The organism is Microvirga antarctica (assembly GCF_017921815.1).
Classification (GTDB): Bacteria; Pseudomonadota; Alphaproteobacteria; order Rhizobiales; family Beijerinckiaceae; genus Microvirga; species Microvirga antarctica.
This window is the reverse complement of the sequence record NZ_JAGEMM010000001.1, coordinates 1,010,133-1,036,176: the sequence shown is the minus strand read 5'-3', so window position 1 is coordinate 1,036,176 and position 26,044 is coordinate 1,010,133. Positions and strand designations below refer to the sequence as shown.

General features: G+C 62.8%; 25 protein-coding genes and 1 pseudogene. 21 read left to right on the top strand and 5 right to left on the bottom strand.

The window, feature by feature from the left end; translation table 11 throughout:
• The first annotated feature begins 21 nt into the window (after positions 1 to 21).
• Entirely contained in the window at positions 22 to 255 is a 234-nt protein-coding gene (locus J4G32_RS04980; RefSeq protein ID WP_210485012.1) for a hypothetical protein, read from the top strand.
• Positions 256 to 261: 6 nt separating this feature from the next.
• Here the strand turns inward: J4G32_RS04980 and J4G32_RS04975 are convergent.
• The 4 genes and pseudogenes from J4G32_RS04975 to J4G32_RS04960 form a co-directional block, all read right to left on the bottom strand.
• Positions 262 to 1,325: pseudogene (locus J4G32_RS04975) on the bottom strand (HlyD family secretion protein).
• 15 nt (positions 1,326 to 1,340) lie between these two features.
• On the bottom strand, positions 1,341 to 2,909 hold the full coding sequence (locus J4G32_RS04970) for an MFS transporter (protein WP_210485510.1): 1,569 nt from the start codon (positions 2,907 to 2,909) through the stop codon (positions 1,341 to 1,343).
• A 50-nt stretch (positions 2,910 to 2,959) separates the two neighbouring features.
• Positions 2,960 to 3,430: a MarR family winged helix-turn-helix transcriptional regulator gene (locus J4G32_RS04965; protein WP_210485011.1), complete on the bottom strand. Its 471-nt coding sequence runs from the start codon at positions 3,428 to 3,430 to the stop codon at positions 2,960 to 2,962.
• 134 nt (positions 3,431 to 3,564) lie between these two features.
• Complete coding sequence (locus J4G32_RS04960; RefSeq protein ID WP_210485010.1) at positions 3,565 to 4,500, bottom strand: dihydrodipicolinate synthase family protein; 936 nt, start codon at positions 4,498 to 4,500, stop codon at positions 3,565 to 3,567.
• Between the two features lie 97 nt (positions 4,501 to 4,597).
• On the opposite strand from J4G32_RS04960, the gene J4G32_RS04955 reads away from it, so the two are divergent.
• Complete coding sequence (locus J4G32_RS04955) at positions 4,598 to 5,464, top strand: LysR family transcriptional regulator (protein WP_210485009.1); 867 nt, start codon at positions 4,598 to 4,600, stop codon at positions 5,462 to 5,464.
• 34 nt (positions 5,465 to 5,498) lie between these two features.
• On the opposite strand, the gene J4G32_RS04950 is transcribed toward J4G32_RS04955, so the two are convergent.
• Complete coding sequence (locus J4G32_RS04950; protein ID WP_210485008.1) at positions 5,499 to 5,741, bottom strand: hypothetical protein; 243 nt, start codon at positions 5,739 to 5,741, stop codon at positions 5,499 to 5,501.
• Between the two features lie 258 nt (positions 5,742 to 5,999).
• On the opposite strand from J4G32_RS04950, the gene J4G32_RS04945 reads away from it, so the two are divergent.
• The 19 genes from J4G32_RS04945 (at position 6,000) to J4G32_RS04855 (ending at position 26,020) form a co-directional block, all read left to right on the top strand.
• Entirely contained in the window at positions 6,000 to 6,569 is a 570-nt protein-coding gene (locus J4G32_RS04945) for a TIGR00645 family protein (RefSeq protein WP_210485007.1), read from the top strand.
• Between the two features lie 101 nt (positions 6,570 to 6,670).
• The gene (locus J4G32_RS04940) at positions 6,671 to 7,540 is read left to right on the top strand and encodes a hypothetical protein (RefSeq protein WP_210485006.1); all 870 of its coding nucleotides are present in this window, start codon (positions 6,671 to 6,673) and stop codon (positions 7,538 to 7,540) included.
• 73 nt (positions 7,541 to 7,613) lie between these two features.
• Positions 7,614 to 8,861, top strand: a complete 1,248-nt coding sequence (locus tag J4G32_RS04935) for an extracellular solute-binding protein (RefSeq protein ID WP_210485005.1) — start codon at positions 7,614 to 7,616, stop codon at positions 8,859 to 8,861.
• A gap of 57 nt (positions 8,862 to 8,918) precedes the next feature.
• The gene (locus J4G32_RS04930; protein WP_210485004.1) at positions 8,919 to 9,851 is read left to right on the top strand and encodes a carbohydrate ABC transporter permease; all 933 of its coding nucleotides are present in this window, start codon (positions 8,919 to 8,921) and stop codon (positions 9,849 to 9,851) included.
• Positions 9,852 to 9,871: 20 nt separating this feature from the next.
• On the top strand, positions 9,872 to 10,696 hold the full coding sequence (locus tag J4G32_RS04925) for a carbohydrate ABC transporter permease (protein ID WP_210485003.1): 825 nt from the start codon (positions 9,872 to 9,874) through the stop codon (positions 10,694 to 10,696).
• Positions 10,697 to 10,706: 10 nt separating this feature from the next.
• A complete protein-coding gene (locus J4G32_RS04920) occupies positions 10,707 to 11,408 on the top strand; it encodes an N-acetylmannosamine-6-phosphate 2-epimerase (RefSeq protein WP_210485002.1) in 702 nt (233 codons plus the stop codon).
• A 35-nt stretch (positions 11,409 to 11,443) separates the two neighbouring features.
• A complete protein-coding gene (locus J4G32_RS04915) occupies positions 11,444 to 12,514 on the top strand; it encodes an ABC transporter ATP-binding protein (protein ID WP_210485001.1) in 1,071 nt (356 codons plus the stop codon).
• A gap of 91 nt (positions 12,515 to 12,605) precedes the next feature.
• Positions 12,606 to 13,550 carry a protein-methionine-sulfoxide reductase catalytic subunit MsrP gene (gene msrP, locus J4G32_RS04910; protein ID WP_210485000.1) on the top strand — a complete coding sequence of 315 codons (945 nt, stop codon included), beginning with the start codon at positions 12,606 to 12,608 and terminating at the stop codon, positions 13,548 to 13,550.
• Positions 13,550 to 14,188, top strand: a complete 639-nt coding sequence (msrQ, locus tag J4G32_RS04905) for a protein-methionine-sulfoxide reductase heme-binding subunit MsrQ (RefSeq protein ID WP_210484999.1) — start codon at positions 13,550 to 13,552, stop codon at positions 14,186 to 14,188. Before msrP ends, msrQ begins: the two co-directional genes overlap by 1 nt.
• A gap of 53 nt (positions 14,189 to 14,241) precedes the next feature.
• Positions 14,242 to 15,045: a molybdate ABC transporter substrate-binding protein gene (gene modA / locus J4G32_RS04900; protein WP_425515494.1), complete on the top strand. Its 804-nt coding sequence runs from the start codon at positions 14,242 to 14,244 to the stop codon at positions 15,043 to 15,045.
• Entirely contained in the window at positions 15,045 to 15,740 is a 696-nt protein-coding gene (gene modB / locus J4G32_RS04895; RefSeq protein WP_425515500.1) for a molybdate ABC transporter permease subunit, read from the top strand. Before modA ends, modB begins: the two co-directional genes overlap by 1 nt.
• Positions 15,737 to 16,834: a molybdenum ABC transporter ATP-binding protein gene (gene modC, locus J4G32_RS04890; RefSeq protein ID WP_210484997.1), complete on the top strand. Its 1,098-nt coding sequence runs from the start codon at positions 15,737 to 15,739 to the stop codon at positions 16,832 to 16,834. The genes modB and modC overlap by 4 nt, the downstream gene beginning before the upstream one ends.
• A gap of 86 nt (positions 16,835 to 16,920) precedes the next feature.
• On the top strand, positions 16,921 to 18,180 hold the full coding sequence (locus J4G32_RS04885; protein WP_210484996.1) for an aminopeptidase: 1,260 nt from the start codon (positions 16,921 to 16,923) through the stop codon (positions 18,178 to 18,180).
• A 144-nt stretch (positions 18,181 to 18,324) separates the two neighbouring features.
• On the top strand, positions 18,325 to 20,211 hold the full coding sequence (locus J4G32_RS04880; RefSeq protein WP_210484995.1) for an ABC transporter ATP-binding protein: 1,887 nt from the start codon (positions 18,325 to 18,327) through the stop codon (positions 20,209 to 20,211).
• Between the two features lie 19 nt (positions 20,212 to 20,230).
• Positions 20,231 to 21,757: an ABC transporter substrate-binding protein gene (locus J4G32_RS04875; RefSeq protein WP_210484994.1), complete on the top strand. Its 1,527-nt coding sequence runs from the start codon at positions 20,231 to 20,233 to the stop codon at positions 21,755 to 21,757.
• Positions 21,758 to 21,794: 37 nt separating this feature from the next.
• Positions 21,795 to 22,715, top strand: a complete 921-nt coding sequence (locus J4G32_RS04870; RefSeq protein WP_210484993.1) for an ABC transporter permease — start codon at positions 21,795 to 21,797, stop codon at positions 22,713 to 22,715.
• A 4-nt stretch (positions 22,716 to 22,719) separates the two neighbouring features.
• Positions 22,720 to 23,577 carry an ABC transporter permease gene (locus J4G32_RS04865; RefSeq protein ID WP_210484992.1) on the top strand — a complete coding sequence of 286 codons (858 nt, stop codon included), beginning with the start codon at positions 22,720 to 22,722 and terminating at the stop codon, positions 23,575 to 23,577.
• Positions 23,574 to 25,325, top strand: a complete 1,752-nt coding sequence (locus J4G32_RS04860) for a M14 family zinc carboxypeptidase (protein ID WP_210484991.1) — start codon at positions 23,574 to 23,576, stop codon at positions 25,323 to 25,325. Before J4G32_RS04865 ends, J4G32_RS04860 begins: the two co-directional genes overlap by 4 nt.
• Positions 25,322 to 26,020, top strand: coding sequence for an SDR family oxidoreductase (locus J4G32_RS04855; protein ID WP_210484990.1), 699 nt, complete (start codon positions 25,322 to 25,324; stop codon positions 26,018 to 26,020). The genes J4G32_RS04860 and J4G32_RS04855 overlap by 4 nt, the downstream gene beginning before the upstream one ends.
• The last annotated feature ends 24 nt before the right edge of the window (positions 26,021 to 26,044 follow it).

Here is a 26,044-nt window from a genome sequence, read left to right as displayed (position 1 = left end):
AGTCGCCTGGAGTTCTGGCCCATGATCGACAACACCCCTCACGCCTTCAATGTCTTCTGCCGCCGCGACGCGCCGGATATCCGCTGCGCTGTCCCGGAAGAGCGGCCAGTGCCGGTCTTTCTCGAGGCGCCCGTCTGGGAGTTCACCGGCAGGATTGACGGGAAACGACTGGCCGAGGGCGGGTTCGGCGACGTAGCGGTTGCCGAGGCGATCCGCGCCCAAGGCTACTACATCTTCCAAAGGTTCCGGCGTTAGGCCCCTTCACTGGGCCGCCGTGCGCTGGCCCGGCTTGGCCCGCGTGTCGATGCTCACCACAACGGACATGCCCGGGGCAAGGCGGTTTGCGAGATCCTGCCCGTCATCGATGGCGATACGTACCGGCAGCCGCTGAGCGACTTTCGTGAAATTGCCGGTGGCGTTGTCCGCCTTCAGCACGCTGAACTCCGATCCGGTCGCGGGGGAGAAGCGCTCGACGCGGCCATGGAGCTTTTCGTCGGGGAGGGCGTCGACGACGAAGGTCGCTGGCTGACCGACTTTCATCCCGGAGAGCTGTGTCTCCTTGAAGTTCGCCACGACCCAGAACCGCTTGGGTACGAGCGCGAGCAACTGCGTGCCGGCCGACACATATTGACCGAGACGCGCGCCGACTTCGCCGAGCCGGCCGTCCTCCGGCGCGACAATCCGCGTGTTCTGGAGATCGATTTCGGCCAGATGAACCGCGGCTTCGGCGCCTGCCACGGCTGCCTCCAGCGACTGGCGGCTGACGATCGTCGCCGCAAGATCCTGGCGCGAAACCTCCAGCGCGGCTTCCGCCTGACTGACCGCCGCGGTCGCCTGATCGCGCGCCGACCGGCTTACATCGGCCTGGCTCTGAGCGAGACACCGCGCTCAAGGAGAGGTTCGATCCGACTCCAGTTGGCCTGCGCAGCCGTGAGTGCCGCATGCGCACTGTCGACCTGCGCCTGGCTTGATGCGATGCGCGCCTCATCGGACCGGCGCTTCTGCTCGGAATTGGCGAGTGCCGCCCTCTGGCCCGCCAGCGTTGCCTTCGCCTGCTGCAGTTTCTGCTCGAAGATCCGGTCGTCAATCTGCACCAACAACTGGCCCGCTTTCACTGCCTGGTAATCCTGCACCGGAACAGACACCACATAGCCCGCAAGCTGGGGGCTGATCACGACGACTTGCCCGCGCACATAGGCATTCTCCGTCGTTTCAACCGCACTGGTGAAAGGCGGCAATCGCCACGCGTAAAGAACGAGCGTGAGGCCGCCCAGACCAAACAGGCAGGCGATGAGGGTGGCGGTCGATCTGAAGAATTTGGGCATGATGGTCAGCTGGACTTATGAAACAGCAGGGTGGGGTGAAGACGACATGCGCTTGGCGAAAGCGCCGAATGTCACGTGGGCAATCAGGGCAGCGAGGGCGATCGCGCCGATCACGGCGATCAGCGTGAAGGCGTCATTGTAGGCAAGGACGTTGGCTTCGCGGGTCGCCTGCTGGGCGAGAAGCGCAAGGCCCTCGGCATCGAGCACAGTCTTGTCCGTGATGATGCGGCCATAGGCGCCCGCCAGTTGGCTGACCTGTCGCGCCACGACGGGATCGGTCAGCGCGATATGCTCGACAAGCGCATGCGAGTGGATTTTCTCGCGCCACGTGACGAAAGTCCCGACGATGGCCGAGCCGAAGACGCCGCCGATGCTCTGCGTCGTCAGAAACACGATGATAAAACTCAAGATGTATTGCGGACCCTTTTTCAGGGCCGAGGTGAGGCCTGAGGCCATGGCGGGAGGCAGGAACAGCGCTCCGGCGAAGGCAATCATTCCCTGGCTCACATACATCTGTGCGGGTCGGGTGAGGTTCGTGGCGCGGCTGTCGAGAAGAGCGCCGACGATCAGCATCGACAGGGCCACCATATGAATGGCAGGCTCTCGTCCCGGCTTGATAATGGCCGCACAGGCGATACCGCCCACAATCGTCGCGGCGAGGATCACCCAGGTGAGGACGGATAACTGCTCGTTCTGCAATCCGAGAATCTGAAAGAACCCATAGGCTCCGCTCGTCTGCTCGGACAGCACGATGCGAAAGATGAGAAGGGCGGCGGTGAAATGCAGCACCTCGCGGCTGGCGAGCCAACGAATATCGAGAAGCGGGCTTTTGCGGTTGAGTTCGATGACCGCCGCGCATGTCAGCGACACGACGGCGACGGCCAGCATCTCGCCAAGCCACGGTGCCTCCGTCCACCAATACAGACGACCCAGCACAAGCGTCGCTGCGACGAGGCCAAAGCCTACTGCGATGAAGAGATAACTGACGATGTCGAGCCAGTGAATCACTTTCGCGCGCGGCTGGGGCGACAGCGGCAGCAGATAGACGGCGCCAAAAGCCATCAGGGCGATTGCGATCTCCATCAGATAAAGGCCATGCCACTGGGCAATGTCGAGGAGGGCCGGGGAGATCAGGCGGGCGATCGGCGCGCCGAGCGAGATGTTCGTCAGGGCAAGGCAAAGGCCGACATTCATCTTCTTCGCCGGGGGGAACGGCTCCAGCATGTAGAGAAAGCCAAGGCTCGACAACGGCGCCGCCGCAATGCCGCTAAAAAAGCGGACGATGAGAGCCGATTGCAGATCGTTCACGAAGAGATGCATGAACGCGACCATGACGAAGGCCAGGATGCCGATCTCGGCGAAGTTACGCAGGCCGAACTGCGTTCTGATCTTGATCAGCATCAGCGACAGGCTCACGTTCGGAGCCATGTAGACGGCCACGAGCCATGTCGCTTCGGTGGTGGTGGCGCCGAGGCTTCCCTGGATCTGCGGCAGGTTCGCCGAGATCAAGTTCATGCCAAGTCCCTGGGTCAGGGCCAGCAGGACAGCAGCGAGCATGTAGCAGCCCGCCCGGAGCGGCGACATCGGGACCGGTGCGACCGCAGCCTGCGCAGGAGCCGGTTGGGCGGAGGCGCTCACGAGGGGATGTCCGCGCGGCAGGCTTCGATAGTCTCGCCGATATGGCGGAACACCTCGATGCTTGCGAGCAGGTCTGCTTCGGAAAGGTCACGCAAGATTTCGACGCGGACTTCGCCCGCAATCCGGGTGATCTCTTCAGCCTGGGCGCGGCCGAAAGCGGTGAGCGCGATGTGTTTCGCCCGCCTGTCCCCGTCGACCGGGCAGCGCTCGATCAGGTTCTGTTTCTCCAGGCCGTCGAGCAGGCGCACGAGCGTGGGATTTTCGATTTCGAGAGCATCCGCCAGCTCGGTCTGTGTCATGCGATCAGCCTGCATGAGGTGTCGCAGGCAGCGGGCGCGTGACAGGGTCAGGCCGATGCGCCGCACGCGGGCGTCGAACAGGGTCCGCAATTTCCGGCTGACCTTGGTGAGCTCGTCAATAAACAGCGCCCTCGCATCCGCCGACGAGGCGATACGTGTAGTGGTCATATAGATAGCACCCTAATGATAAGGGCGATATAGAGGTGCTACGCCGTCGCGGCAAGGGGTTGGCCAGGGCAGGGGAGTGCGACGAAGTGTCGGGCCATCGGCCAGCAAACTGCCGGCCGATGGCGAAAACAGGCTCAGCGGCCGATAAGGGCCCGCTTGTCGGTCCGGCCAACCCGCGACAGAAGGTATTCTACCTCTTGGATGGCCTGTGGGGTGATACCAAGGCTCGGGGCCCGCTGGGCGTCGCTGGCCAAGATTCCACGGCGCTTCATGACGTATTTGCGCACAGCCAGGCCCACGCCCTGCTGCTGCTCGTAGCGGATCAGCGGCAGGTGGGCATCATAGAGATCGTGCGCGGCGTCGCGCTCACCGTCCTTGGACAGCTTGACCACGTCGACCAGCATGTCCGGGAAGGCGTAGCCCGTCATGGCGCCGTCGGCCCCGCGCTCCATCTCGAAATCGAGGAACAAGGCGCCGTTTCCGGTCAGGATCGAAATCGGACGCATCTGCCCTTCGCTCTGGAACTTGCGGAGGGTGGTGATTTTCTCCAGGCCCGGCCAATCCTCGTGCTTCAGCATCACGCAGGACGGGTTCTCCTCGATGATCCGCCGGATCACGTTGGGGGTCATCACGACGCTCAGGGTTAGCGGATAATCCTGGAGGACCCAAGGGACGTCGGTCCCGATCGCCGCCACGGCCTGGCGGAAGTAGCCGATGATCTGATCGTCAGTCCGCAGGGTCGGTGGCGGCGCGATCATCACCCCGGCAGCGCCCTGATCCATCACATGATGGGTGAGCGCGCGCATGGCCGCGAAGCCGGGGGAGGATACGCCCACCACGATCGGTATCGAGGTCGCCCGCTTGATCATGCGTGTGGCGATGCTCAGCGCTTCCTGCGCGTCCAGCTTGGGCGCCTCGCCCATGATGCCCAGCACCGTGATACCGGTGCAGCCGGCATCGACATAAAAGTCCGTCATGCGATCGAGGGAGACCTCGTCGATGCGGCCATCGTCGTGAAAAGGGGTCGGAGCGATGGCGTAAACACCATCAGAGGCATGGCTGAGCGGCATTCGTTCTCTCATCGTTGTCACCAGTAGTGCTCATGACAGGTTTGCATCGAAAGAAAAAGGCTGCTTTTGTCCCCTTCTAACGACGGAAAAACCCGACATGAATTCCCGCTTCCTGCGGACGTTCTGCGTCCTTGCCGAAACCGGCTCGTTTGCGGCGGCCGCGCGCCATCTCGGGTTGACCGCGTCCGCCGTCCGCGACCAGGTCAAAGTCCTGGAGGAGGACCTCGGCGCGCGCCTCATCGTCCGGGCGGGCCGAAGCGTGAGCCTTACCCCCGAGGCCCTCGCCCTCGTCGGACCCGCGCGCGATATTCTCGTGCGGATCGACGATCTGCGCCAGGTCGCTCAGTTGGACCGTCTGCAGGGCGTGTTGAAGGTCGGGGCGATTTCAACGGCCATGATCAGCCTCTTCCCGGTGGCGTTCGGACGGATGTCGCAGCATTTCGACAGCGTCGAGCTCAAAGCGGTCCCGGGCACGTCCGCCCATCTGTATGACCTGGTCGAACGTCGGGAGCTTGACTGTGCCCTGATCGTTCGTCCGCCCTACGCGATGCCGAAAAGTCTTGTCTGGCAAAAGCTGCGACGGGAGCCTCTGGTGCTCGTCTCGCGAGCCGGCGACGCGCGCACGAGTGTCGACACGATCCTGCGCTCCGACCCGTTCATCCGCGTCGACCGGAAGGCATGGACCGGACGATTCGTTTCCAGCTACCTGCGGGATCGGCGGATCGAGATTCCCGACCTCGTCGAACTGGATGCCTTGGAGGCCATCGTCATGCTCGTCGAGAGCGGCCTCGGCGTCGCCCTGCTGCCCGATTGGGGAATTCACGAAGCGGACGGCATTCGCAAGCTGCCGATCGCGGATGCCCGATACAGCCGCGAGGTCGGTCTGCTGCGTCGCCTGGGAAGTCCGCACGACCGCCTTGTAGAGGCCTTATCCAGTGCACTCAACGAAGCGGCCGGGCGTTGAACCGCCGGGTGACCTGACAGAACGCGTCGTGGGACTACATCCCGATCGAATCCTTGACGCATTTCGTGGTGAAGCTTGTCTTGGCCGCACCGAAGATCTTGCGTTCGCCGGCCTGCATGTCACAGGACGCTTTCATGTCGCGCTCGCACTTCGTCATGAAACTGTTGAGGGCAGCGCCCGCGAGCTTCTTTTCGGTCGCCAGTGATTTGCATGAATCCGCTGCAAACGCGGAACCCGCTATGAGGCTCATCATCAATGCCACGCCGAGAATTTTCATCGCTGTGCTCCGTGCAAACTGAGTTGCACAGCCAAGATAGCGCTGGCGACCTGAACAGCAATCAAACGGATGGCAGATTTGTCTCTCGACGGCTGCGCATTCGGCTTAGTAATACCATAACATATTTCGCAAATCTTGTCGCACTTTGCTGCGTATCGAACCTTGTGACCAGACGGGTCCTCTCCCATCTGACAAGCGGCGTGCCGGGTGTGCGATGACCCAGCATCGTCGCCCGATGGATTGGAAACCGACCTCCGCATGTCACAGCCTCAGAAATCGACCACCGTCTCGCCGCCATTTCCACTGAGGCCTCTCCCCGCCCTCATCTTCAGCTCGCGCTGGCTGCAACTGCCTCTCTACCTTGGTCTCATCGTGGCGCAGGGCGTGTACGTGTTCCTGTTCCTCAAGGAACTGTGGCATCTGGTAACCCATGCGGTGAATTTCTCGGAGCAGCAGATCATGCTGCTCGTTCTCGGCCTGATCGACGTCGTGATGATCTCGAACCTGCTCATGATGGTGATCATCGGCGGTTACGAGACGTTCGTGTCCCGTCTCCAGTTGAATGGGCATCCCGACCAGCCCGAATGGCTCGGCCACGTGAACGCCAGCGTGCTGAAGATCAAACTCGCCATGGCGATTATCGGCATCTCGTCGATTCACCTCCTGCGGACTTTCATCGAGGCTGGCAACATCGGGATCGCCGACAAGACAAACTATACTGAGACCGGAATCATCCTGCAGACGGTCATCCATACCGTGTTCATCCTGTCCGCCATCGGGATCGCCTATGTGGACAAGATGTCGAGCACCGTCGACACCCAGCATTGACCAGCATTTGCCCCTGACCGCGCTACCGGTCGCGCAAAACGTGTTGGACAGCGCGTAAGACCACTATGGACAGAGTGCGACCAATATGAGACCAGTGAAGCGTGAGCGAAACTGGTTCTCTTCAACGTTTCCGGCTTATCGACCGGCGATCGGGCCCGGGAATCCTCGTCAACGAGGACGGCGCGGGATCCCGTGTCGGGTGGGGCTGGATCATCGACGGTGCCACGGGCGTGTCCAGCGGGCGGTTGACCCCGGGCGCGAGTGACGCCGCATGGCTTGCTGCACAGATCGACCAGACTCTTCATAATCTCGCGCCGCATTTCTGCTCAGCGGAGGCGCTGATGCCCGCGCTCGAGAGTGCCGTTGCGGACGCCTTCCTGCCCTTCAAGCCTCCGGTCCCCTCTGGGGATCTCGGTCCGGCTGCCTGCCTCGGGCTCGTGAGAGTCCACAGCGGACCCGCCGGCCTTCGCCTATCCGGCGCCTTTCTGGGCGATGTGGTGGGTCTCGTGCCAAGCGAAGAGGGCGTCGTTCGCTGGACGGACGAGCGCGCCAAGCCATTCGAGAGGCGCACCCTGGCGGCCCTCGCGTCTGAACGACGGTTAGAATCCGGCGAGGCCTCGGACGTGGTCAGGCGTCAGATTCGTGAAAACAGGCAACAGCTTAACCGCCCGAATGGATATTGGGTCGTGCAGCCGGAACGCCCTTGGGCCGGAAACGAACTGGTGTTCGAAACCGAAATCGAGCCGGGTCAGGCGGTGGTTCTTGCCACCGACGGGTTCATGCGGCTCGTGGATGTTTTTGGGGCCTATACGGATGCCGAACTGCATGAGGCACTGGCCGCTGGTCACGCGTCTGAGCTGATGGAGCGGTTGCGCGCCCTCGAGCGCCGCGACCCCGTGGCGGGCGCCTATCCGCGTGTTAAAACCCACGACGATGCCACTGTTCTTGTACTGGCGGTGGAAGAAGCTTGAGATTCCGGTTGGCAAGGCCAGAGCCTTTCTGTCCGGTGCGGAGGAGGAGATTACAACAATGAGGGAGCTGACAATGAAACTGACGCGACGGATGATGATGGGCGCTGCCATGGGCGGCTATCTTCTCTCGGCCGGTGCCGCGATGGCCAAGACCGACCTCACATTCTGGAGCTGGCGGCAGGAAGACCGTGCCTTCTACACCGACATGATCAAGAAGTTTCAGGAGAAGGAGCCTGAGATCTCGGTCAAGTTCGAGACCTATGCGCCCGAGAACTACCAGACGATCCTGTCGACGGCGCTGGCTGCGGGCCGGGGGCCGGACGTGATCCAGGTGCGCGCCTACGGCAATCTCGAGACCATCGCGACGCCCGGATACCTGCTGGCCCTCGACAAGCAGAACGTGCCCGAGCTGGCGAACTTCCCCGAGGCCGCGCTGGCGGCCGAAACCCTGCGTTCTGATGGCAAGGTCTATGCGGTCCCCTTCGCGACCCAGACCATGCTTGTGATTTACAACAAGAAGATCTTCGCCGATGCCGGGCTGAAGCCGCCGGAGACCTGGGATGAGTTGATCGCGGCGAGCCAGGCCCTGAAGGCGAAAAACATCACGCCCTTCGCCAACGGTACCGCGACCGCATGGCAGAACGAGACGATCGTTGCGGCCCTTTTGTCTTCGATGCTCGGCAAGCAATTCGAGGAGGATATCGCGTCCGGCAAGGCGAACTTCACCGATCCGCGCTATGTCAACGCGTTGTCCAAGCTGAAAGACATCAGCCAGTATTTCTCGCCCAACTTCATCGGCGTGGATTATGCATCCTCGCAGCAACTCTTCGCAGCAGGACGCGCGGCGATGTTCGCGGGCGGATCGTTCGAGGTCGCCAACTTCAAGGCGCAGAACCCGGGTCTCGACCTCGGCGTCTTCGCATCGCCCGTCGGAAAAGCTGGCGACGAGCGCCTGATCGCTCGCTACTACGATGGTGGCTATGCGGTGAACGCCAAGTCGGAAAAGAAGGATGCGGCGCTGAAATTCGTCCGCTTCCTGGCCACGCCGGAATACGGGACGACGTTCACCAACGCGTTGAAGAACCTGTCTCCCATCAAGGGCATCAAGATCGAAGATCCCCTGACCCAGGACGTGGCCAAGCTCGCCGACAATTCCATGTCGTATCTCATGCTCGTACGCTTCCGCTATCAGGAGCCGAGCGGTTCGGTGCTGCTGCAGTCCAACGTGCAGAAGCTGCTCGCCGGGCAGCAGACGCCCGAACAGGCGGCGGCAGAGATCAACAAGGGTATCGCCACCTACTACAAGCCGTTCCAGAAGTAAGTTGTCGATCACGGCGGCGGGCCCCGGGCCCGCCGCTCTCTCTTTCAAGGTCCGGCCATGCCCGTCTCACCGAAGCAGGCACGCACGCTGAAGCACCGCAGCTGGGTGGCCTTTCTTGTCCTCCCGCCGATCGTCTTCATGTCGCTGTTCGTGGTCTACCCGATCCTCTCGGCGTTCGCCTATGCGTTCTACGAGTGGCGCGGTCTCGCGCGCGGCGAGTTCGTGGGCCTGGCGAATTTCCGTGAGGTACTCTTCGGCGCCACCATGGCGCCGGTGGTGTGGAACGCGTTCTCGCACAACGTCCAGACCCTCATCGCCCTGATGATCATCCAGAACGGCGGCGGCTTCCTCCTTGCCTGGCTGCTCTACAAGGAGCCCTTCGGCTTTCGCTTTCACCGGGTCGCGGTTTTCGTGCCGGTCGTCCTGTCCACGATCATCGTGGGCTTTCTCTGGAAGCTGTTCCTCAACCCGAATTTCGGCCTCGTGAACCAGGCGCTTCTGGCGGTCGGCCTCGACTTCCTTGCCAGACCCTGGCTCGGCGACTCGGCCACGGCTTTGGGCGCGCTGATCCTCGCCAATGCCTGGCACTTCATCGGCTTTCCCACCCTCGTCTACCTCGCGGGGATGCAGCGGATCCCCTCCGATATCATCGAGGCCGCGCGTCTCGACGGCACAAGCGAGTGGCAGCTTCTCAAGACCATCATCTGGCCTCTGGTCGCCCCCAGCACCACCATTCTCTTCACGCTGCTGTTCATCGGCGCGTTTAACTGGTTCGAGATTCCCTATGTGATGGCGGGCCTCGACGGATCGCCCTACGGGAACACCGATGTGCTGGGCCTGGTCTTCTATCGCACGGCGTTCGGCAACCAGAGCGCCAGCATCCAGAATTTCGGCCAAGGTTCGGCGCTGGCCACCTTGATCTTCCTGTTCATCGTGGTGTTCGCCTCGATGCTCACGCTTTGGCTGCGTCGACGGGAGATCCAGTTTTGACACTCTCGCGCGAAACGACCATGTCCCGTGCCATCTCGTTCGGATTTCTTGTTCAGATCATCCTGATCATGAACTCGTTCATCATGCTCTATCCGGTCGTCGTGATGGTCTTCTCGGCCTTCAAGACGACCGCGCAGATCTTCGATCATCCGTTCGCCGTTCCGGATTTCACGCAGGTGCAGAACTTCTCGCGGGTTCTCGGCGAGACATCCATGCCCACGTATTTCATGAATTCGATCCTCGTCACCGGCACGTCGATCGTTCTCATTCTGGTGCTTGGCACGATGGCGGGCTATGCCATCGCGCGCTACGAGTCGCGCACAAACACCTTCATCCTGCTGTTCTTCCTCGCGGGCCTGATGCTGCCCCTGAAGCTTGCGGTCATTCCGCTCTTCATCCTGCTGCGTGATCTCCACCTTCTCGACAGCCGCTGGAGCCTGATCGTCACCTACACGGCCATCGGCCTGCCATCGGCGGTCTTCATCATGGCGGGGTTCCTGCGCTCGCTGCCGACCGAACTGGAGGATGCAGCCCGCATGGATGGCGCATCCGAGCCGCGGATCATGTGGTCGGTCATGCTTCCGCTCGCGCTTCCGCCGATGGCGATCGCCGCCATCCAGAACGCGGTGCCGATCTGGAACGATTTCTTTTTCCCGCTCGTCTTTATCCAGACTGATTCTTACAAGACGCTGCCGCAGGGACTGACGACCTTCATGGGCGAGTACACGACCGATTGGGGCATGTTGTTCGCCGGTCTCACGATTGCGGCGGCGCCGATCACGCTTCTCTATATCGCGTTGTCGCGCCAGTTCATTCAGGGCATGACGGCGGGCGCCGTCAAGTAGGAGACGTGGCATGCTGATCCACAAGGGGGCTCTGATCGTCTCCTGTCAGGCGAGAGCCGACAATCCCCTCCACGGCCCGATTTTCATGTCGGCGATGGCGCGCGCCGTCAATGCCGGAGGAGCGGCGGGCTTCCGGGCCAATGGCGCCGAGGATGTCGCCGCCATCCGCGCCATCAGCACGCACCCCATCATCGGCATCGACAAGATCTGGGACGACCGCTTTCCCGTTTATATCACGCCTCACTTCGCATCTGCCGCCCGCATTGCGCAGGCCGGCGCCGATATTGTCGGCGTTGACGCTACCCGCCGCCCGCGCGACGGCGATGATGTGGACCGCTTGATCGGCCGAATCCGTCACGAGCTTCATCGCGAGGTCTTCGCCGATGTATCGAGCGTGGCGGAGGGGCTTTTCGCCCATGCGGCCGGTGCGACCTACGTGGCAACGACGCTCGCGGGCTACACCGCCGAGACGGCCGCGCAGATGTCAAGCGGTCCCGATTTGGACCTCTTGTCGGCGCTGGTTGCCGCCATCGACGGGCCGGTCGTTGCGGAGGGTCGCTTCGACACGCCTGACCTCGTGGCGGAGGCCTTTCGGCGCGGCGCCCATGCGGTCGTGGTGGGGACCGCCATCACCAATCCGCTTGAGATCACCCGAAAGTTCGCCCTCGCGGCAGCGCCTTGGGCAGAAGACCCGCGCCCAGACGCTTCCTGATACACGCACCCGCTTGCCGGGGGACGGAGAACGAAATGGCCACTGTCTCGATCCGCGACATCCGGAAATCCTTCGGACCGGTGTCGATTATCAAAGGCGTCGATGTCGATATTGCCGATGGCGAGTTCGTCATTCTGGTCGGGCCATCGGGTTGCGGAAAATCCACGCTGCTGCGGATGATTGCAGGGCTGGAAGATGTCACGTCGGGGGAAATCCGGATCGGTGATCGCCTGATCAACGACGTCCCGCCCAAGGACCGCGACATCGCGATGGTGTTTCAGAGCTACGCCCTTTATCCGCACATGACGGTGGCCGAGAATATGGGCTTCTCGCTCAGGCTCAAGGGAACCTCAAAGGCCGAGCAGGCGACGCGCGTGGGGGCGGCCGCGGCTTCCCTCGGCTTGACGCCGCTCCTCGACCGCTACCCTCGGCAACTTTCGGGTGGGCAGCGTCAACGGGTGGCCATGGGGCGGGCCATTGTCCGCGACCCACAGGTCTTCCTGTTCGACGAACCGCTCTCGAACCTCGACGCGAAGCTGCGCGTAGCCATGCGGGCGGAGATCAAGGAACTTCATCATCGCCTCAAGACCACCACGGTCTATGTCACGCACGACCAGATCGAAGCCATGACGATGGCCGACAAGATCGTTGTCATGCATGACGGCATCGTCGAGCAGATCGGCGCTCCCCTCGACCTCTACGATTCACCCGCGAACCGATTTGTTGCCGGTTTCATCGGCTCCCCGGCGATGAATTTCGTCGAAGGAACCATGACGGAGGAAGGGTTGTCGTTGCCCAGTGGGACAATCCTGCCGCTGCACCAGCGCCCGCCTGCTGCGGTGGGAAGCGCTCTCACCTATGGGATCAGGCCGGAGCATCTGCAACTGGCCCCGGTGGGAACCCCGGGTGCCATTCCGGCTGTCGTCACCGTTGTCGAGCCCTCCGGTCTCGACACCACGTTGATCGTCAAGGCGGAAGGAGGGCCGATGACGGTTGTCCTGCGGGAACGGGTCAGCCTGCGTCCGGGCGACGCCATCGCTCTCAGGCCGGTCGCCAACCAGTCGCATCTGTTCGATGCCGCTGGGCTGCGCATCGCATCGCTGTGATCCGCACGGACGGTTTCTAACGGAAACGTGAAGTCCCGGGGTGCGCCGTCGGGTGTACCCCATTGAGTATTCTCATTCGCGAGGTTCCGCCGTGCTGATCCGCTCCCCCTCCGACATCCTTCCGTCCGAGATCACGCCGCGCGCCGTGTATCTCAACCGCCGCGAGATCATGGCAGGCGCGGCGGGCCTTGCGCTCGGTGCAGGATTGCCCGGCGCCGCGAGCGCGGCGCCGCTGCAGGCGGCCAAAAGCGCCTTTTCGACGGACGAAAAGGTGACGAGCCGCGAGGACGTGACCACCTACAACAATTATTACGAGTATGGCGTCGACAAGTCGTCACCCGCCAAGACGGCTCACACGCTGAAGACCGTGCCGTGGACCGTCAAGGTCGATGGATTGGTCGGAAAACCGGCCGAGTACGCGCTGGACGACCTCATCAAGGGGTCGGCGCTCGAAGAGCGCATCTATCGCATGCGGTGCGTGGAAGGCTGGTCCATGGTCATTCCGTGGGTGGGTTTTCCCCTGGCGGATCTGATCAAGAAGGTCGAGCCGCAGGGCAGCGCCAAATACGTGGCTTTCGAGACCGCCTATCGGCCGAAGGAGATGCCCGGCCTGCAATCGGCTTTCCCGGTGCTCGACTGGCCCTATGTGGAGGGCCTTCGGCTCGACGAGGCCATGAACCCCCTGGCGATCCTGGCAGTCGGACTCTATGGCGAGACCCTTCCCAATCAGAATGGCGCTCCAATCCGGCTCGTCGTGCCGTGGAAATACGGCTTCAAGGGGATCAAGTCGATCAGCCGAATCAGCTTCGTGGAAAAGGAGCCCCCAACCTCCTGGAACCGGCAGGCGGCTGACGAGTACGGCTTCTACGCGAACGTCAATCCGCAGGTCGACCATCCGCGCTGGACGCAGGCGACTGAGCGCCGCATCGGAGAGGGCGGCCTGTTCGTCAAACGCCGCCCCACCCTGATGTTCAACGGGTATGGGGACCAGGTGGCACAGCTCTATGCCGGCATGGACCTGAAGAAGTTCTACTGATGCGGCCGCAAGCCTCGCAACCCGCCTCCACGTTCAAGCTTCCGCAGATCCCGAAGATCGCGGTCTACATTGTCGGATTCATCCCGGCCGTGTGGCTTTTCTACGAAGGCCTGAACGACCGCCTCGGCGCCGATCCGATGAAGTATCTGGAGCAGTCGCTCGGCTTGTGGGCCTTGCGGTTCCTGATCGCCGCCCTTGCCGTTTCGCCAGTGCGGCAATTGCTCAACGTCAACCTGCTGCGCTACCGCCGGGCCATCGGCCTTCTCTCCTTCTATTATGCGGCCCTGCATCTTCTGACCTACGTCGTCCTTGATCAGGGTCTCGATTTCGAGGCGATCCTGGCCGATATCCTCAAGCGCCCCTACATCACGATCGGCATGGCGACCTTCGTCATCCTGGTTCCCCTTGCGATGACGTCCAACAACGCCTCGATCCGGCGGCTGGGCGGGAAAGCCTGGGCGCGGCTGCACAAGCTGGTCTATGTCGCCGCCATCGGCGCAGCGCTGCATTTCCTGCTGGTGGTCAAGTCCTGGCCGCCCGAGCCGCTTGTCTATACGGCGATTGTTTTGGTCCTCTTGGCCTATCGGCTTGGCCGGGCCCTCATCAAGAACAACGAGCCACGCCGCCGCGCGGCTTGATGAGACTGGGGGATCGGCTACGATGTCGCCCCGACGGCAGCTTTGGACCTCGAATGAAAAATTTGACGCGCGCGGCAGTCTGCATGGCTTTCTTCGGGCTCCTGTGCCTGTCGGTTCTCCCGACAGCCGCCTTCGCCCAATCGAAGGGCGTGGTTGTTTTTGCGGCGGCGAGCCTCAAGAACGCTCTCGACGACGTCAATCGGGCGTGGGAGCGCGAGACCGGCAAGACCGCGACTCTTGTCTATGCGGCGAGCAACCTTCTGGCCAAACAGATCGAGGCAGGCGCGCCTGCCGACCTTTTCGTCTCCGCCGATCTGGACTGGATGGATTATTCGGCGTCCCGGAACCTGATCCGGCCGCAGGAGCGCATCAATCTTCTCGGGAATACTCTGGTGCTCATCGCCCCCAAGGATTCACCGGTCGAGACGATGGGTGGGGCAAATCTGGACCTCGCCACGCGTCTGGGGTCCGGGCGTCTCGCCATGGGAAATGTCGATGCGGTCCCGGCGGGGAAATACGGCAAGGCGGCGCTTGAGCATCTGGGAGAGTGGAACGGGGTGAAGGACAAGGTCGCGCAGGCCGAAAGCGTCAGCGCCGCCCTTCTGCTCGTATCGCGCGGGGAGGCTGCCTTCGGCATCGTCTACGGGACCGATGCCGCTTCCGATCCCAACGTGAAGATTGTGTCGGTCTTCCCGGCGAACACCTATCCGCCTATCATCTATCCGGCCGCCCTGACTGCCGACTCGAAACATCCCGATGCCGCGGCGTTTCTGGCTTTCATGCGCTCCGACACGGCACGCAAACTCTTTGAAGGGCAGGGTTTCGTTGTGCTGAACCAACCGGTTCCGCGTTCGTGATCCAAGGACTTTCGGCCGAGGAATGGGCGGCCGTTGGTATCAGCCTGAAAGTGGCCGTCACGGCCATGCTCGTTAGTCTTCTACCCGGGTTGGTGATCGCGGTCGCGTTGGAGCGGGGGCGGTTTTGGGGACGGCAGGCGCTCGATATTCTGGTGCATCTCCCGCTGGTGCTTCCGCCGGTCGTCGTCGGCTACCTGCTGCTGCTCGGTTTCGGCCGAAAAGGACCCATTGGGGCCTTCCTGGCCGACCATCTGGGGATTGTGCTGTCGTTCCGCTGGACGGGCGCGGCCTTGGCCTGCGCCATCATGGGCTTCCCTCTGCTCGTGCGTGCCATCAGGCTGTCGCTCGATTCGGTTGACCGGAAGCTCGAGGATGCGGCGGGGACGCTCGGAGCCAATCCGGCTTGGGTCTTCGTCTGCGTGACCCTGCCGCTGATCCTGCCGGGTATCTTCGCCGGAATGGTGCTGTCCTTCGCCAAGGCCATGGGCGAATTCGGCGCCACGATCACCTTTGTGTCCAACATTCCGGGTGAAACCCAGACACTCCCTTCGGCGATCTACACTTTCACGCAGATCCCCGGTGGGGAGAGCGGCGCCCTGCGCCTGACATTGATCTCGCTTCTGATCTCCGTAAGCGCGCTCGCCGTGTCCGAATGGATGGCGCGCCGGGTGCGCCAGAGGCTGTCCGCGAGATGAGCCTTGTGGTCGATATTCGTCACCAGCAGGGCGCTTTCACGCTTCAGGCGCGCTTCGAGTCGCACGGCCACCTGACGGCTTTGTTCGGGCGTTCGGGCGCGGGCAAGACCACGCTGGTCAACGCGATCAGTGGACTTCTCGCGCCACGGGAGGGCCGCATCGTGGTGGATGGCCAGGTGCTCTTCGATGCGGACGAAGGGATCGCGGTACCACCCCATCGCCGACGCATCGGCTATGTGTTTCAGGAGGGACGCCTCTTTCCGCACCTGAGCGTCCGCCAGAACCTGCTGTTCGGCCGATGGTTCACGCCACGGGAGCGGCGCGCCGCATCGTTCGACGACGTCGTTGCCATGCTGGGCATCGATCATCTCACGGAGCGCCGACCTGCAACACTTTCGGGCGGCGAGAAACAGCGGGTGGCCATCGGACGCGCGCTTCTGGCCGATCCCCAATTGCTCCTGATGGACGAGCCGCTCGCCTCCCTCGACGATGAGCGCAAGGCAGAGATCTACCCCTACATCGAACGCCTGCGGGACGCGGGTCGCGTCCCGATCGTCTATGTGACGCATTCGGTCGCTGAAATCGCGCGACTGTCCACCTCGATCGTTCTCCTGTCGGAAGGTCGCGTTACGGCAGCAGGGCCGAGCGCGGAATTGCTCCGGGATGCGAAGCTCTTTCCGCAATTCGGCGCGGCCGAGGCGGGCGCTGTCGTCGATGCGCGGGTCGCGTCCCAGGACGATCGCTACGACCTGACGCTTCTTGAGGTGAGGGCCGGAACCCTGACGGTACCGCGCCTCGCCCGTGTCATCGGCGCCGCCTTGCGGATTCGCGTCCGCGCGCGGGACGTGATCCTGTCGATTAGGCCGCCGACGGGCCTCAGCGCGCTAAATGTCCTTCCTGGCCGGATCATTGCAGTGGACACCGGAACCGGGCCCAGTGCCGATGTGACCGTCGATTGCGCTGGAGACCGGATTGTCGCCCGTCTGACCCGCAAGTCAGTCCATGAAATGGCTCTCAGGCCCGGCCTCGCCGTTCATGCCATCATCAAGGGGATTGCCTTCGAGGGCGATGCAGCAGGCGCGCCGCCGGCCTGAGCGCGGCTTTCACCGGATAAGGGTTGCGCAAGAGGGCCGGGCGTGTAGCCTTCGGTCAGCATCGTTTTGTCCAAGAGAGATCCACCATGAACGACCAGTTTCGCAATCCGGCGACCCCATCCAGCCATGCGATCCGCCTCGACCGCCTGGCGGAAATCGCCGTCCGGGTGGGCCTCGGCCTCAAGCCAGGCCAGGAGGTGGTGATCACGGCGCCCATCGACGCGCTGCCGCTGGTCCGTCGCATCACCGAGCATGCGTACAAAGCCGGGTCGTCGCTGGTGACAACCCTGTTCTCCGATGAGGAATCGACCCTGCTGCGGTTCCAGCATGCCCGGGACGACACCTTCGATGAAGCGACCGGCTGGCTGTATGACGGCATGGCCGCCGCCTATAAAAGCGGCGCCGCGCGCCTCGCCATTTTAGGCGACGACCCGTCGCTTCTTGCTCATCAGGACACCGACAAGGTGTCGCGCGCCAATCGGGCCCGCTCCAAGGCCTACCGGCCCGCTCTCGACCTGATCGTCGGGTTCGACATCAACTGGACCATCGTGTCCTCCGCGTCGCCCGCATGGGCCAAAGCGGTGTTCCCTGACGTTCCGGAGGATGTGGCCGTCGGAAAATTGTGGGACGCGATCTTCGCCGCCTCCCGTGCCGACCTCGACGACCCCATCGCCGCCTGGGACGCGCACAACGCCAACCTGCGCCAGCGGACACAACTGCTGAACGCCAAAAGCTATGCGGCGCTTCATTTTCGTGGCCCCGGCACCGATCTGCGGGTTGGCCTTGCGGATGATCATGAGTGGAATGGCGGGGCCAGCAAGGCCAAGAACGGCGTCATCTGCAACGCCAATATCCCGACCGAGGAGGTTTTTACCACTCCTCACAAGGACCGGGTCGATGGATACGTGAGCAGCACCAAGCCGCTGTCCTACCAGGGGACCCTCATCCAGGATATTCAGGTGACCTTCGAGGCGGGCAGGATTGTGAAGAGCACCGCCCGCACGGGCGAGGCTGTCCTCAGCAAGGTTCTGGAAACCGACGAGGGGTCCCGGCGGCTCGGCGAAGTGGCACTCGTGCCTAACTCTTCGCCAATTTCGCGAAGCGGCCTTCTGTTCCTCAACACCTTATTCGACGAGAATGCGTCCAGCCACATCGCCCTCGGGCAGGCCTACAGCAAGTGCATCAAGGACGGTGGGACCCTCAGCGACTCTGGACTCGCCGCCAAAGGCGCCAATACCAGTCTGATCCATATCGACTGGATGATCGGCTCGGGCCAGGTGGATGTGGACGGAATCACAAGCAGCGGCGCCGCCGAACCGCTCATGCGGGGCGGCGAGTGGGTGTAGCGTCCGGTCGCGTATCGGTCGGCGGCTGGTGAATGAGGCTTGTGGAACGTGACGGCACGGATTGTCACGGCCCTCGAGCAGAGGTATCAAACAGGTACTGTCAGGATTGGCGTCCGGACGGACCTCTTTTTTGAGTGGTGACGGATGTCGGATCATATCGCGAAGCTTGCACCGGTTGGCGAACCCCTCTTGTCGGTTCGATCCCTGTCGGTCGAGTTCGGCCGGGGCGAGGGCGCTTTTCGCGCCGTCAAGAACATCAGTTTCGACGTTCAGCCGGGCAAGACCCTGGCAGTGGTGGGCGAATCGGGCTCGGGCAAATCGGTGACCTCGCTCGCGATCATGCGCCTGACGGACTATACCGGCGGCCGGATCACCACCGGAGAGGTCATTTTTCGGCCGTCCAAGGGTGAAACCCTGGACCTCGTCACCGCCCCCGACAACCGGCTGAGGGCGATCCGCGGCAACGACATCGCGATGATCTTCCAGGAGCCGATGACGTCGCTCAATCCGGTCTTTACCATCGGCAATCAGATCGCCGAAACGCTTACCCTCCATGAAGGGCTCAATGCCCGGGATGCGCTGTCGCGGGCAAAGGCCCTGCTGCAGAAGGTCCGGCTGCCGGATGCGGCGACCCTCCTCGACCGGTATCCGCACCAGCTTTCGGGCGGGATGCGCCAGCGGGTCATGATCGCCATGGCGCTTGCCTGCAATCCAAAACTCCTGATCGCCGACGAGCCGACGACGGCGCTCGACGTGACAATTCAGGCGCAGATCCTCAACATCATCCGCGACCTTCAGCAGGAAATGGGGACCGCCGTCATCTTCATCACGCACGATATGGGCGTGGTCGCCGAAATGGCGGACGACGTGGTGGTGATGTGGAAAGGCGAAAAGGTTGAGGAGGCGCCGGTTCGCCAGATCTTCGCAGCGCCCGAGCACCCCTATACGCGCGCACTCCTGTCCGCCGTCCCGCGCCTCGGCAGCATGACCGGGCAGCCGCTGCCCAAGCGGACGCCGGTGATGGTGATCGAGGACGGTGCGCCCAAGCAGATCGGCGACACGCATATCCAGGACACGGCGGACTACACGAGGCCGCCCATCCTCGAGGTCGAGAAGCTGACCACACGGTTCGATGTCGGCAAGACCTTCTTCGGGCGGGTGACCCACAAGGTTCATGCGGTCGAAGAGGTGAGCTTCGAGATCTTTCCCGGCGAGACCTTGGCGCTGGTGGGCGAGTCCGGGAGTGGCAAATCGACTATCGGCCGCACCCTGCAGCAATTGATCGAGCCGACCAGCGGAACGGTGCGGTTCAACGGTCGCGACATGGGCTCGATGAACCCTGCCGACCGGCGCAAGCTCAAGCAGGAAATCCAGTATATCTTCCAGGATCCGTTCGCATCCCTCGATCCGCGGCACACCATCGGCTTCAGCATTGCCGAGCCGATTGTGGTCCACAGCCTGCTGGACGATCGCAAGGCAATCGACCGGCGCGTTCAGGAACTGCTCGAGCAGGTCGGCCTGCTGCCGCAGCACGCCAAGCGCTATCCGCACGAATTCTCAGGCGGACAGCGGCAACGGGTGTGCATCGCCCGCGCACTCGCGAGCAATCCCAAGCTGATCATCGCGGATGAATCGGTGTCGGCGCTGGACGTGTCGATCCAGGCCCAGATCGTCAATCTGCTGATGGAACTGCAGCAGCAGAAGCAGCTGTCCTACCTGTTCATCACCCATGACATGGCGGTGGTCGAAAAGATCAGCCACCGCGTCGCGGTCATGTATCTGGGGCAGATCGTCGAGATCGGAACCCGCCAGGCGGTGTTCGAGAACCCGCAGCATTCCTATACCCGCAAGCTGCTGGCGGCGGTGCCCATCGCAGACCCGGCGCGCGAGCGCGCCAAACGCCTGATCGAGGGTGAGATCCCGAGCGCGGTTCGCGCGGTCGGACAGGAGCCTCTGGTCCATCGCATTCGCGAAGTCGAGCCGGGCCACTGGGTCGCCATCGAAGCCGAAGCGCTTCGCGGGGCGGCCTAACCGACAAACGGAGACATTGATGACACTTTCAACACATCTGAGGGCACTCGGCATCGCAGCCGTGGCAGCCCTCGCGCCGTTGGCGGCTCCGGGCGCGCAGGCTGCCGGCACCGTGACGGTCGCTGTGGCGCTCGATCCCGGCAGCTGGGATCCGATCGACACGTTCATCGTCGACTGGGCATCTGCCGCCACCAACATCTACGACGGCCTGACCTCGCGCGGACCGGATATGAAGGTGAAGCCGGCGCTTGCCACAAGCTGGGAGTTTCTCGACAACAACAATCGCATCCGCTTCAAGCTGCGCGAAAACGTCACGTTCCACAACGGCGAGCCGTTTAACGCCGCTGCCGTCAAGTTCACCTTTGATCGCCTGCTCGGCGACGAGGGTCGCAAGGGACCGCAGCAATCCAACTACAATGCGATCGAGCGCGTCGATGTGGTGGACGACAACACCGTCGATTTCATCATGAAACAGCCTGATCCCGTGCTGCTGACCAAGCTTGCGGGCTACGGCGGCATGATTGTCCCGCCCAAATACATTCAGGAAAAGGGCGACGAGTATTTCAACACTCATCCGGTCGGTACCGGGCCCTTCAAGTTCGTCGCGTACGATCCGAAAGTCAGCCTGTCGCTGGAGGCCTTCCCTGGACATTGGGGCGGCGCCCCGAAGATCGACAAGCTCGTCTTCCGCATGATCGCGGAGGCGAACACGCAGATCGCCGAATTGCAGGCGGGCCGCATCGATATCGCTACCCTCATTCCGTTTGGGCTTGCGCCGACGGTGGAGAAGAGCGCCGATCTCAAGCTGGTCAGCATCACCGGGCCGACTGTCGTGGCGCTGCGTCTCAACACGAAGACCGGCATCACCAAGGACGTGAACGTCCGAAAGGCGATGATCATGGGTATCGACCGCGATGCCATCATCAAGGCGGTGTTGCTGGGGCATGCCAAGCCCATCGCCAGCTTCCAGGCAGACCTTTCCTTCGGCTACGATCCGAACCTCAAACCGCTTCCGTTCGATCTCGCGAAGGCCAAGCAGATGCTGCAGCAGGCCGGTGTCCCCGCAGGGTCTCCGGTGAAAATCGACTTTCGCGGCAACGACGCGACGTTTCGCGAGGTCGCGCAAGCGGCAGCGGGCTACCTCCAGGCGCTCGGCCTGAAGCCATCGCTGCAGCCCTACGAGACGCCCGTCCTCCTCAACGACATCATTCCCGGCGGCAAGACCGGCGAGGCGTGGCACAACGCCTGGGGCGGCTGGACGTTCGATTACGACAACACCGCCTACCTGATGTACCACTCGGGCGAAAAGTGGAACCCGTACGACAACGACCCGAAACTCAACGCGTTGCTGGAGAAGCAGCGCAGCATCTATGACGTCAAGGAGCGCGAGGGCATCCTGCAAGAGATCGGCCGGTATGTCGCCGATCAGGCCCTCGAGATCCCGCTCTACAATCAGAACACGATCTACGGCGTGAACAAGCGCCTGCAGAACTTCGTTCCCCCGGCCGACCGACGCTTCCGGTTGACCGACGTGACTGTGAACTAAGACGTTCCTGGCCTGAGCGATTATCAAGGATCACGGGATGGCAGGCTTCATCCTCAAGCGGTTGCTGCAAGCCATCTTCGTGGTCCTCGTCGTCACGTTGATCGTGGCCTTCGCCATCCGGCTCTCCGGCGACCCCGCCATCATGCTGACGGGGGCCGGCAGCATCACCGAGCAGGACCTGCAGAATATCCGCAACGCGCTTGGTCTCAATCGGCCCTTCCTGGTTCAGTATCTGGGCTTTCTCCATGGCATCGTCGTGGGGGATTTCGGCCGCAGCTTCATGGGCGGCACGCCTGTCTCCGCGCTGATCGCCAAAGCCTTGCCGGCGACCCTGCTATTGGCTTTCACGTCGCTTATCGCGTCCATCCTTTTGTCGGTGCCGCTCGGCATCCTTGCTGCCGTCAACCGCGGACGCTGGCCCGACCAGCTTGTGCGCATCCTGTCGCTCGTCGGACTGTCCTTCCCTAATTTCTGGCTGGCCATCATGCTGGTGCTGTTCTTTTCCATCCAGCTCGGCGTTCTCCCGCCGAGCGGTATGGAGGGACCCGCGAGCTTCGTCATGCCGGCGCTGACGATGGCGATCATTCTGACGGCCACGAATGTCAGGCTGGTGCGGACGGCGATGCTCGAGACCCTGTCGCAGCAATACATCATGGTCGCGCGCTCGAAAGGGCTGAAGGATTGGGTGGTGCTCTACAAGCACGCGCTGCGCAATTCGGCGATTCCGCTTGTCACCTATATCGGTCTCCAGTTCGGCGGTCTCATTGGCAGCATCGTGATCGTCGAGCGGGTCTTCAACTGGCCCGGCATGGGAACGCTTGCCTTCGATGCCATTTCCGGGCGCGACTATCCGGTGCTGCAAGGTACCATCACGGTGCTGGCGCTGTTCATCGTCCTCATCAATCTCCTGGTCGATATCGCCTACGGGCTGATCGATCCGCGCATCCGGACGGAGTGACGCGATGGCTGCGGCAGAGGGCGCACGCGGAACGCGGTGGCAGTTCACATCGATGGAGTTGGTCGCCGGTCTTGTCCTGACCGGCACCATGACGCTGGCCGTGCTGTTCTCCCCGATCCTGTTCCCCGATGGCGGCGAGAGCATGGATCTGACCGCGCGGCTGATCCCGCCATTCCAGAGTTCCGCTCACCTCCTCGGGACCGATCCTCTTGGACGCGACGTGCTCGCCCGGGTCGTCGTCGGCGGCAAGATCTCACTGATGGTCGGCGTCCTATCCGTCATCGGCGCCGTCATCCTCGGGACGCTCGTCGGGTTGATAGCGGGGTATTATCGCGGCATCGCCGAAATCCTGCTGATGCGGTTTGCGGATATTCAGCTCGCGCTGCCGTTCATTCTCATCGCCATCATGTTCCTGGCGATCCTGGGGACGGGGATCGACAAGGTGATCTTCTTCATGATCGTCGCCCAATGGGTGCAATATGCGCGCCTCGTCCGCGGTTCGGTCCTGGCCTTGCGGGATCGCGAGTTCATTCTCTCGGCCCGCGCGATCGGCGTCGGCAATGTGCGGATCATTGCGCAGCATATCCTGCCCAACGTTCTCGGGCCGATCGTCATTCTGATGACGCTGAACGTCGCCAACAACATTCTGCTCGAAAGCAGCCTCACGTTCTTCGGCCTCGGCGTCGATCCGCTTATCCCGAGTTGGGGCGGCATGCTGGCGGATGGGCGCACCTATCTGCAATCCGCCTGGTGGGTCAGTGTATTTCCCGGTCTTGCCATCATGTTCACCGTTCTGGGTCTCAATCTGCTCGGCGATTGGCTGCGCGACTCCCTCGACCCGACAGGACAGACAGGACAATGACCGTTCTGCTCGATGAGCGCGTGTCCCGCACGCTCGATACCATCGTCCGGGAGTGGTCGTTGCCTGCCCATCGCGGCGCGCGACTGGAGGCATGGGTCTTCGAGGACCTGGCCGCCCGCAAGGATGCAGAGGCCCGTCTCGCGCAGGCGGGCGTCCATGCGCGCATCCGCTCCGCCTACAAGCCTCTGGTTCACGCGTTTCTCGACGATGTCGAAATGGCGGAGCTTATCCGCGTGACAGTGCGGTTTCCGGTTCATCCTCAAGCGTTGCCGCTTCGGTTTTTGTCGGAGGCGTATCCACTCGCCGGCCTGCTCGATCTCGTGGAGACCCATTTCGAACCTGGTGACGCAGATCTGACCTACCGGTTGACAGCGGAGTATCGCGACGGCCACTCGCACGAACTCGAGATCTTTGCCCCCAATCGCCTGCGGACGAACCATCTCGATGAGATCGACCTGACGCCAACGGGATGGATCCGCGTGTCCCGACAGGACAATGATCTGTTTGATTTGGACGAGGCGATCGAGACGGATTGCGAGATTGTGTTCGGCAAGGTGATGGACGCGATTGCTGCGCATGCCTGGCCGGACACCGAGCCATTCGCCGAGCGCATCGCCATCGATGTGACGATCCCCGGCATCGAGCGCGAGCTGCCATATGGAGACGAGGTTCTGAGCACCCGCGAGGGGTTGCACGAGGACCTCTACTTTTCCCTGCTGGAGTTCTTCAAGCACAGGTCGGGCAAGCCTGCGGATGATCGCAGCCTCCAGCCGGGGCAGATCGTCCCGGATATTCGCGCGAGTGCGGGTGACGCGACCGTCCGGGTGTCGCTGAGCCCGTTCGGGAAACCAATCGACCCGATCCGCACCGTTCAGGATCTCGATCGGGCGCAGGCAGCCCCGGATCTGGCGCAGATCCAACGCGAGCTCGCGGCTTTGCCGGGCAACACGTTCCAGGCCATCTCCCGCGAGGGGCGGCCAGTGCGCGGACTCTACCGGGCAGGCGCACGACCGGCCATCCTCGTCAGCGCCGGCCAGCATGCCAACGAGACGTCGGCGCCCGTCGGCGCGTTGCGCGCGGTGCGCCGGCTGCTCTCGAATCCGGAAGCGAACGTTGCTTTCATTCCAGTGGAGAACCCCGACGGCTACGCGCTTCACGGTCGCCTCTGCGAGCACAATCCGCGCCATATGCATCACGCGGCACGCTACACGTCCCTCGGGAGCGACGTGGAGTACGACAAGGGCAATCCGCTCTACGAGAAAGCGGCGCGCATGCAGGCCCTGGCGCTTTCGGGCGCGCAACTGCACGTGCACCTGCACGGCTATCCGGCCCATGAATGGACGCGCCCCTTCACGGGCTATCTGCCGCGCGGCTTTGAATTGTGGACGATCCCGAAGGGATTTTTTCTGATCCTGCGCCACCATCCCGCCTGGACCGAGAGGGCGCGCATCCTCATCGAGGCCGTGACGACGGGCCTGACCGCCGTGCCGGGCCTGGCGGCGTTCAACAGGCGCCAGATCGAGGTCTGCGCCATCCATTCCGGCGGCGCGCCCTATGAGGTCATCAACCATATCCCCTGTCTGATCACTGCCGAGGAGCGGCATCCGTCGCCCCTGACACTGATTACCGAGTTTCCCGATGAGACCATCTATGGCGAGCCATTCCGGTTTGCCCATACGGTGCAGATGACCACCGTCCTTGCGGCCGAGGCCGCTTTCGCAGCCATGATGTCGGAGCAAACCTCATGAAACCTGTTGCTCTCGTGACGGCCTCGAGCCAGGGAATGGGCGAATCCATTGCCCGGGAACTGCACGCCCGCGGCTACGACATTGCCCTTCTGGCGCGCTCCGAGCGCGTTCTCGATCTTGCGCGCGAACTGGGCGGCCTCGGCGTTCAGGGATCGGTGACAGCGCCCGCCGACCTCGAGGCTTTCGTCGGTCAGGCGGTCGATCGGTATGGGCGGATCGACGCGGTCGTGAACCATACAGGTCATCCGCCGAAGGGCGAGTTGCTGGCGATCCCCGATTCCGACTGGCATCTGGGTCTCGATGTCGTGCTGCTGAATGTCGTGCGTATGGCGCGCCTGGTCACGCCCATCATGGAGAAGGCCGGCAAGGGCGCCATCGTCAATATCTCGACCTTTGCAGCCTTTGAGCCCGATCCTGATTTCCCGGTCTCGGCCAGCCTGCGGACGGCGCTGGCGGCCTTCACGAAGCTCTACGCCGACCGTTACGCGAAAGCCGGCATTCGCATGAACAATGTTCTGCCGGGCTTTATCGACAGCCTGCCCGAGAAGGCCGATCGCAAGGCGCGGATCCCCATGGGGAGGTACGGCACGGTCGTCGAAATCGCCAAGACGGTGGCGTTCCTTCTCTCGGACGATGCTGGCTACGTGACGGGACAGAATCTTCTCGTGGATGGCGGGTTGGTGCGGGGATTGTAGGGCAGGCCTTCGGAAGAATGCGTC

Bases quoted from the DNA above. Each gene is read 5' to 3' on its own strand.
- J4G32_RS04955 (WP_210485009.1), top strand. From the start codon at position 4,598: ATGAATTCCCGCTTCCTGCGGACGTTCTGCGTCCTTGCCGAAACCGGC.
- J4G32_RS04865 (WP_210484992.1), top strand. From the start codon at position 22,720: ATGGCTGCGGCAGAGGGCGCACGCGGAACGCGGTGGCAGTTCACATCG.
- modC (WP_210484997.1), top strand. From the start codon at position 15,737: ATGAGCCTTGTGGTCGATATTCGTCACCAGCAGGGCGCTTTCACGCTT.
- J4G32_RS04920 (WP_210485002.1), top strand. From the start codon at position 10,707: ATGCTGATCCACAAGGGGGCTCTGATCGTCTCCTGTCAGGCGAGAGCC.
- J4G32_RS04860 (WP_210484991.1), top strand. From the start codon at position 23,574: ATGACCGTTCTGCTCGATGAGCGCGTGTCCCGCACGCTCGATACCATC.
- J4G32_RS04945 (WP_210485007.1), top strand. From the start codon at position 6,000: ATGTCACAGCCTCAGAAATCGACCACCGTCTCGCCGCCATTTCCACTG.
- J4G32_RS04970 (WP_210485510.1), bottom strand. From the start codon at position 2,909: ATGTCGCCGCTCCGGGCGGGCTGCTACATGCTCGCTGCTGTCCTGCTG.
- msrQ (WP_210484999.1), top strand. From the start codon at position 13,550: ATGCGGCCGCAAGCCTCGCAACCCGCCTCCACGTTCAAGCTTCCGCAG.
- J4G32_RS04915 (WP_210485001.1), top strand. From the start codon at position 11,444: ATGGCCACTGTCTCGATCCGCGACATCCGGAAATCCTTCGGACCGGTG.
- J4G32_RS04935 (WP_210485005.1), top strand. From the start codon at position 7,614: ATGAAACTGACGCGACGGATGATGATGGGCGCTGCCATGGGCGGCTAT.
- J4G32_RS04880 (WP_210484995.1), top strand. From the start codon at position 18,325: ATGTCGGATCATATCGCGAAGCTTGCACCGGTTGGCGAACCCCTCTTG.
- J4G32_RS04875 (WP_210484994.1), top strand. From the start codon at position 20,231: ATGACACTTTCAACACATCTGAGGGCACTCGGCATCGCAGCCGTGGCA.
- J4G32_RS04855 (WP_210484990.1), top strand. From the start codon at position 25,322: ATGAAACCTGTTGCTCTCGTGACGGCCTCGAGCCAGGGAATGGGCGAA.
- J4G32_RS04925 (WP_210485003.1), top strand. From the start codon at position 9,872: ATGTCCCGTGCCATCTCGTTCGGATTTCTTGTTCAGATCATCCTGATC.
- J4G32_RS04965 (WP_210485011.1), bottom strand. From the start codon at position 3,430: ATGACCACTACACGTATCGCCTCGTCGGCGGATGCGAGGGCGCTGTTT.
- J4G32_RS04960 (WP_210485010.1), bottom strand. From the start codon at position 4,500: ATGCCGCTCAGCCATGCCTCTGATGGTGTTTACGCCATCGCTCCGACC.
- J4G32_RS04980 (WP_210485012.1), top strand. From the start codon at position 22: ATGATCGACAACACCCCTCACGCCTTCAATGTCTTCTGCCGCCGCGAC.
- J4G32_RS04950 (WP_210485008.1), bottom strand. From the start codon at position 5,741: ATGAAAATTCTCGGCGTGGCATTGATGATGAGCCTCATAGCGGGTTCC.
- modA (WP_425515494.1), top strand. From the start codon at position 14,242: ATGAAAAATTTGACGCGCGCGGCAGTCTGCATGGCTTTCTTCGGGCTC.
- J4G32_RS04870 (WP_210484993.1), top strand. From the start codon at position 21,795: ATGGCAGGCTTCATCCTCAAGCGGTTGCTGCAAGCCATCTTCGTGGTC.
- J4G32_RS04885 (WP_210484996.1), top strand. From the start codon at position 16,921: ATGAACGACCAGTTTCGCAATCCGGCGACCCCATCCAGCCATGCGATC.
- J4G32_RS04930 (WP_210485004.1), top strand. From the start codon at position 8,919: ATGCCCGTCTCACCGAAGCAGGCACGCACGCTGAAGCACCGCAGCTGG.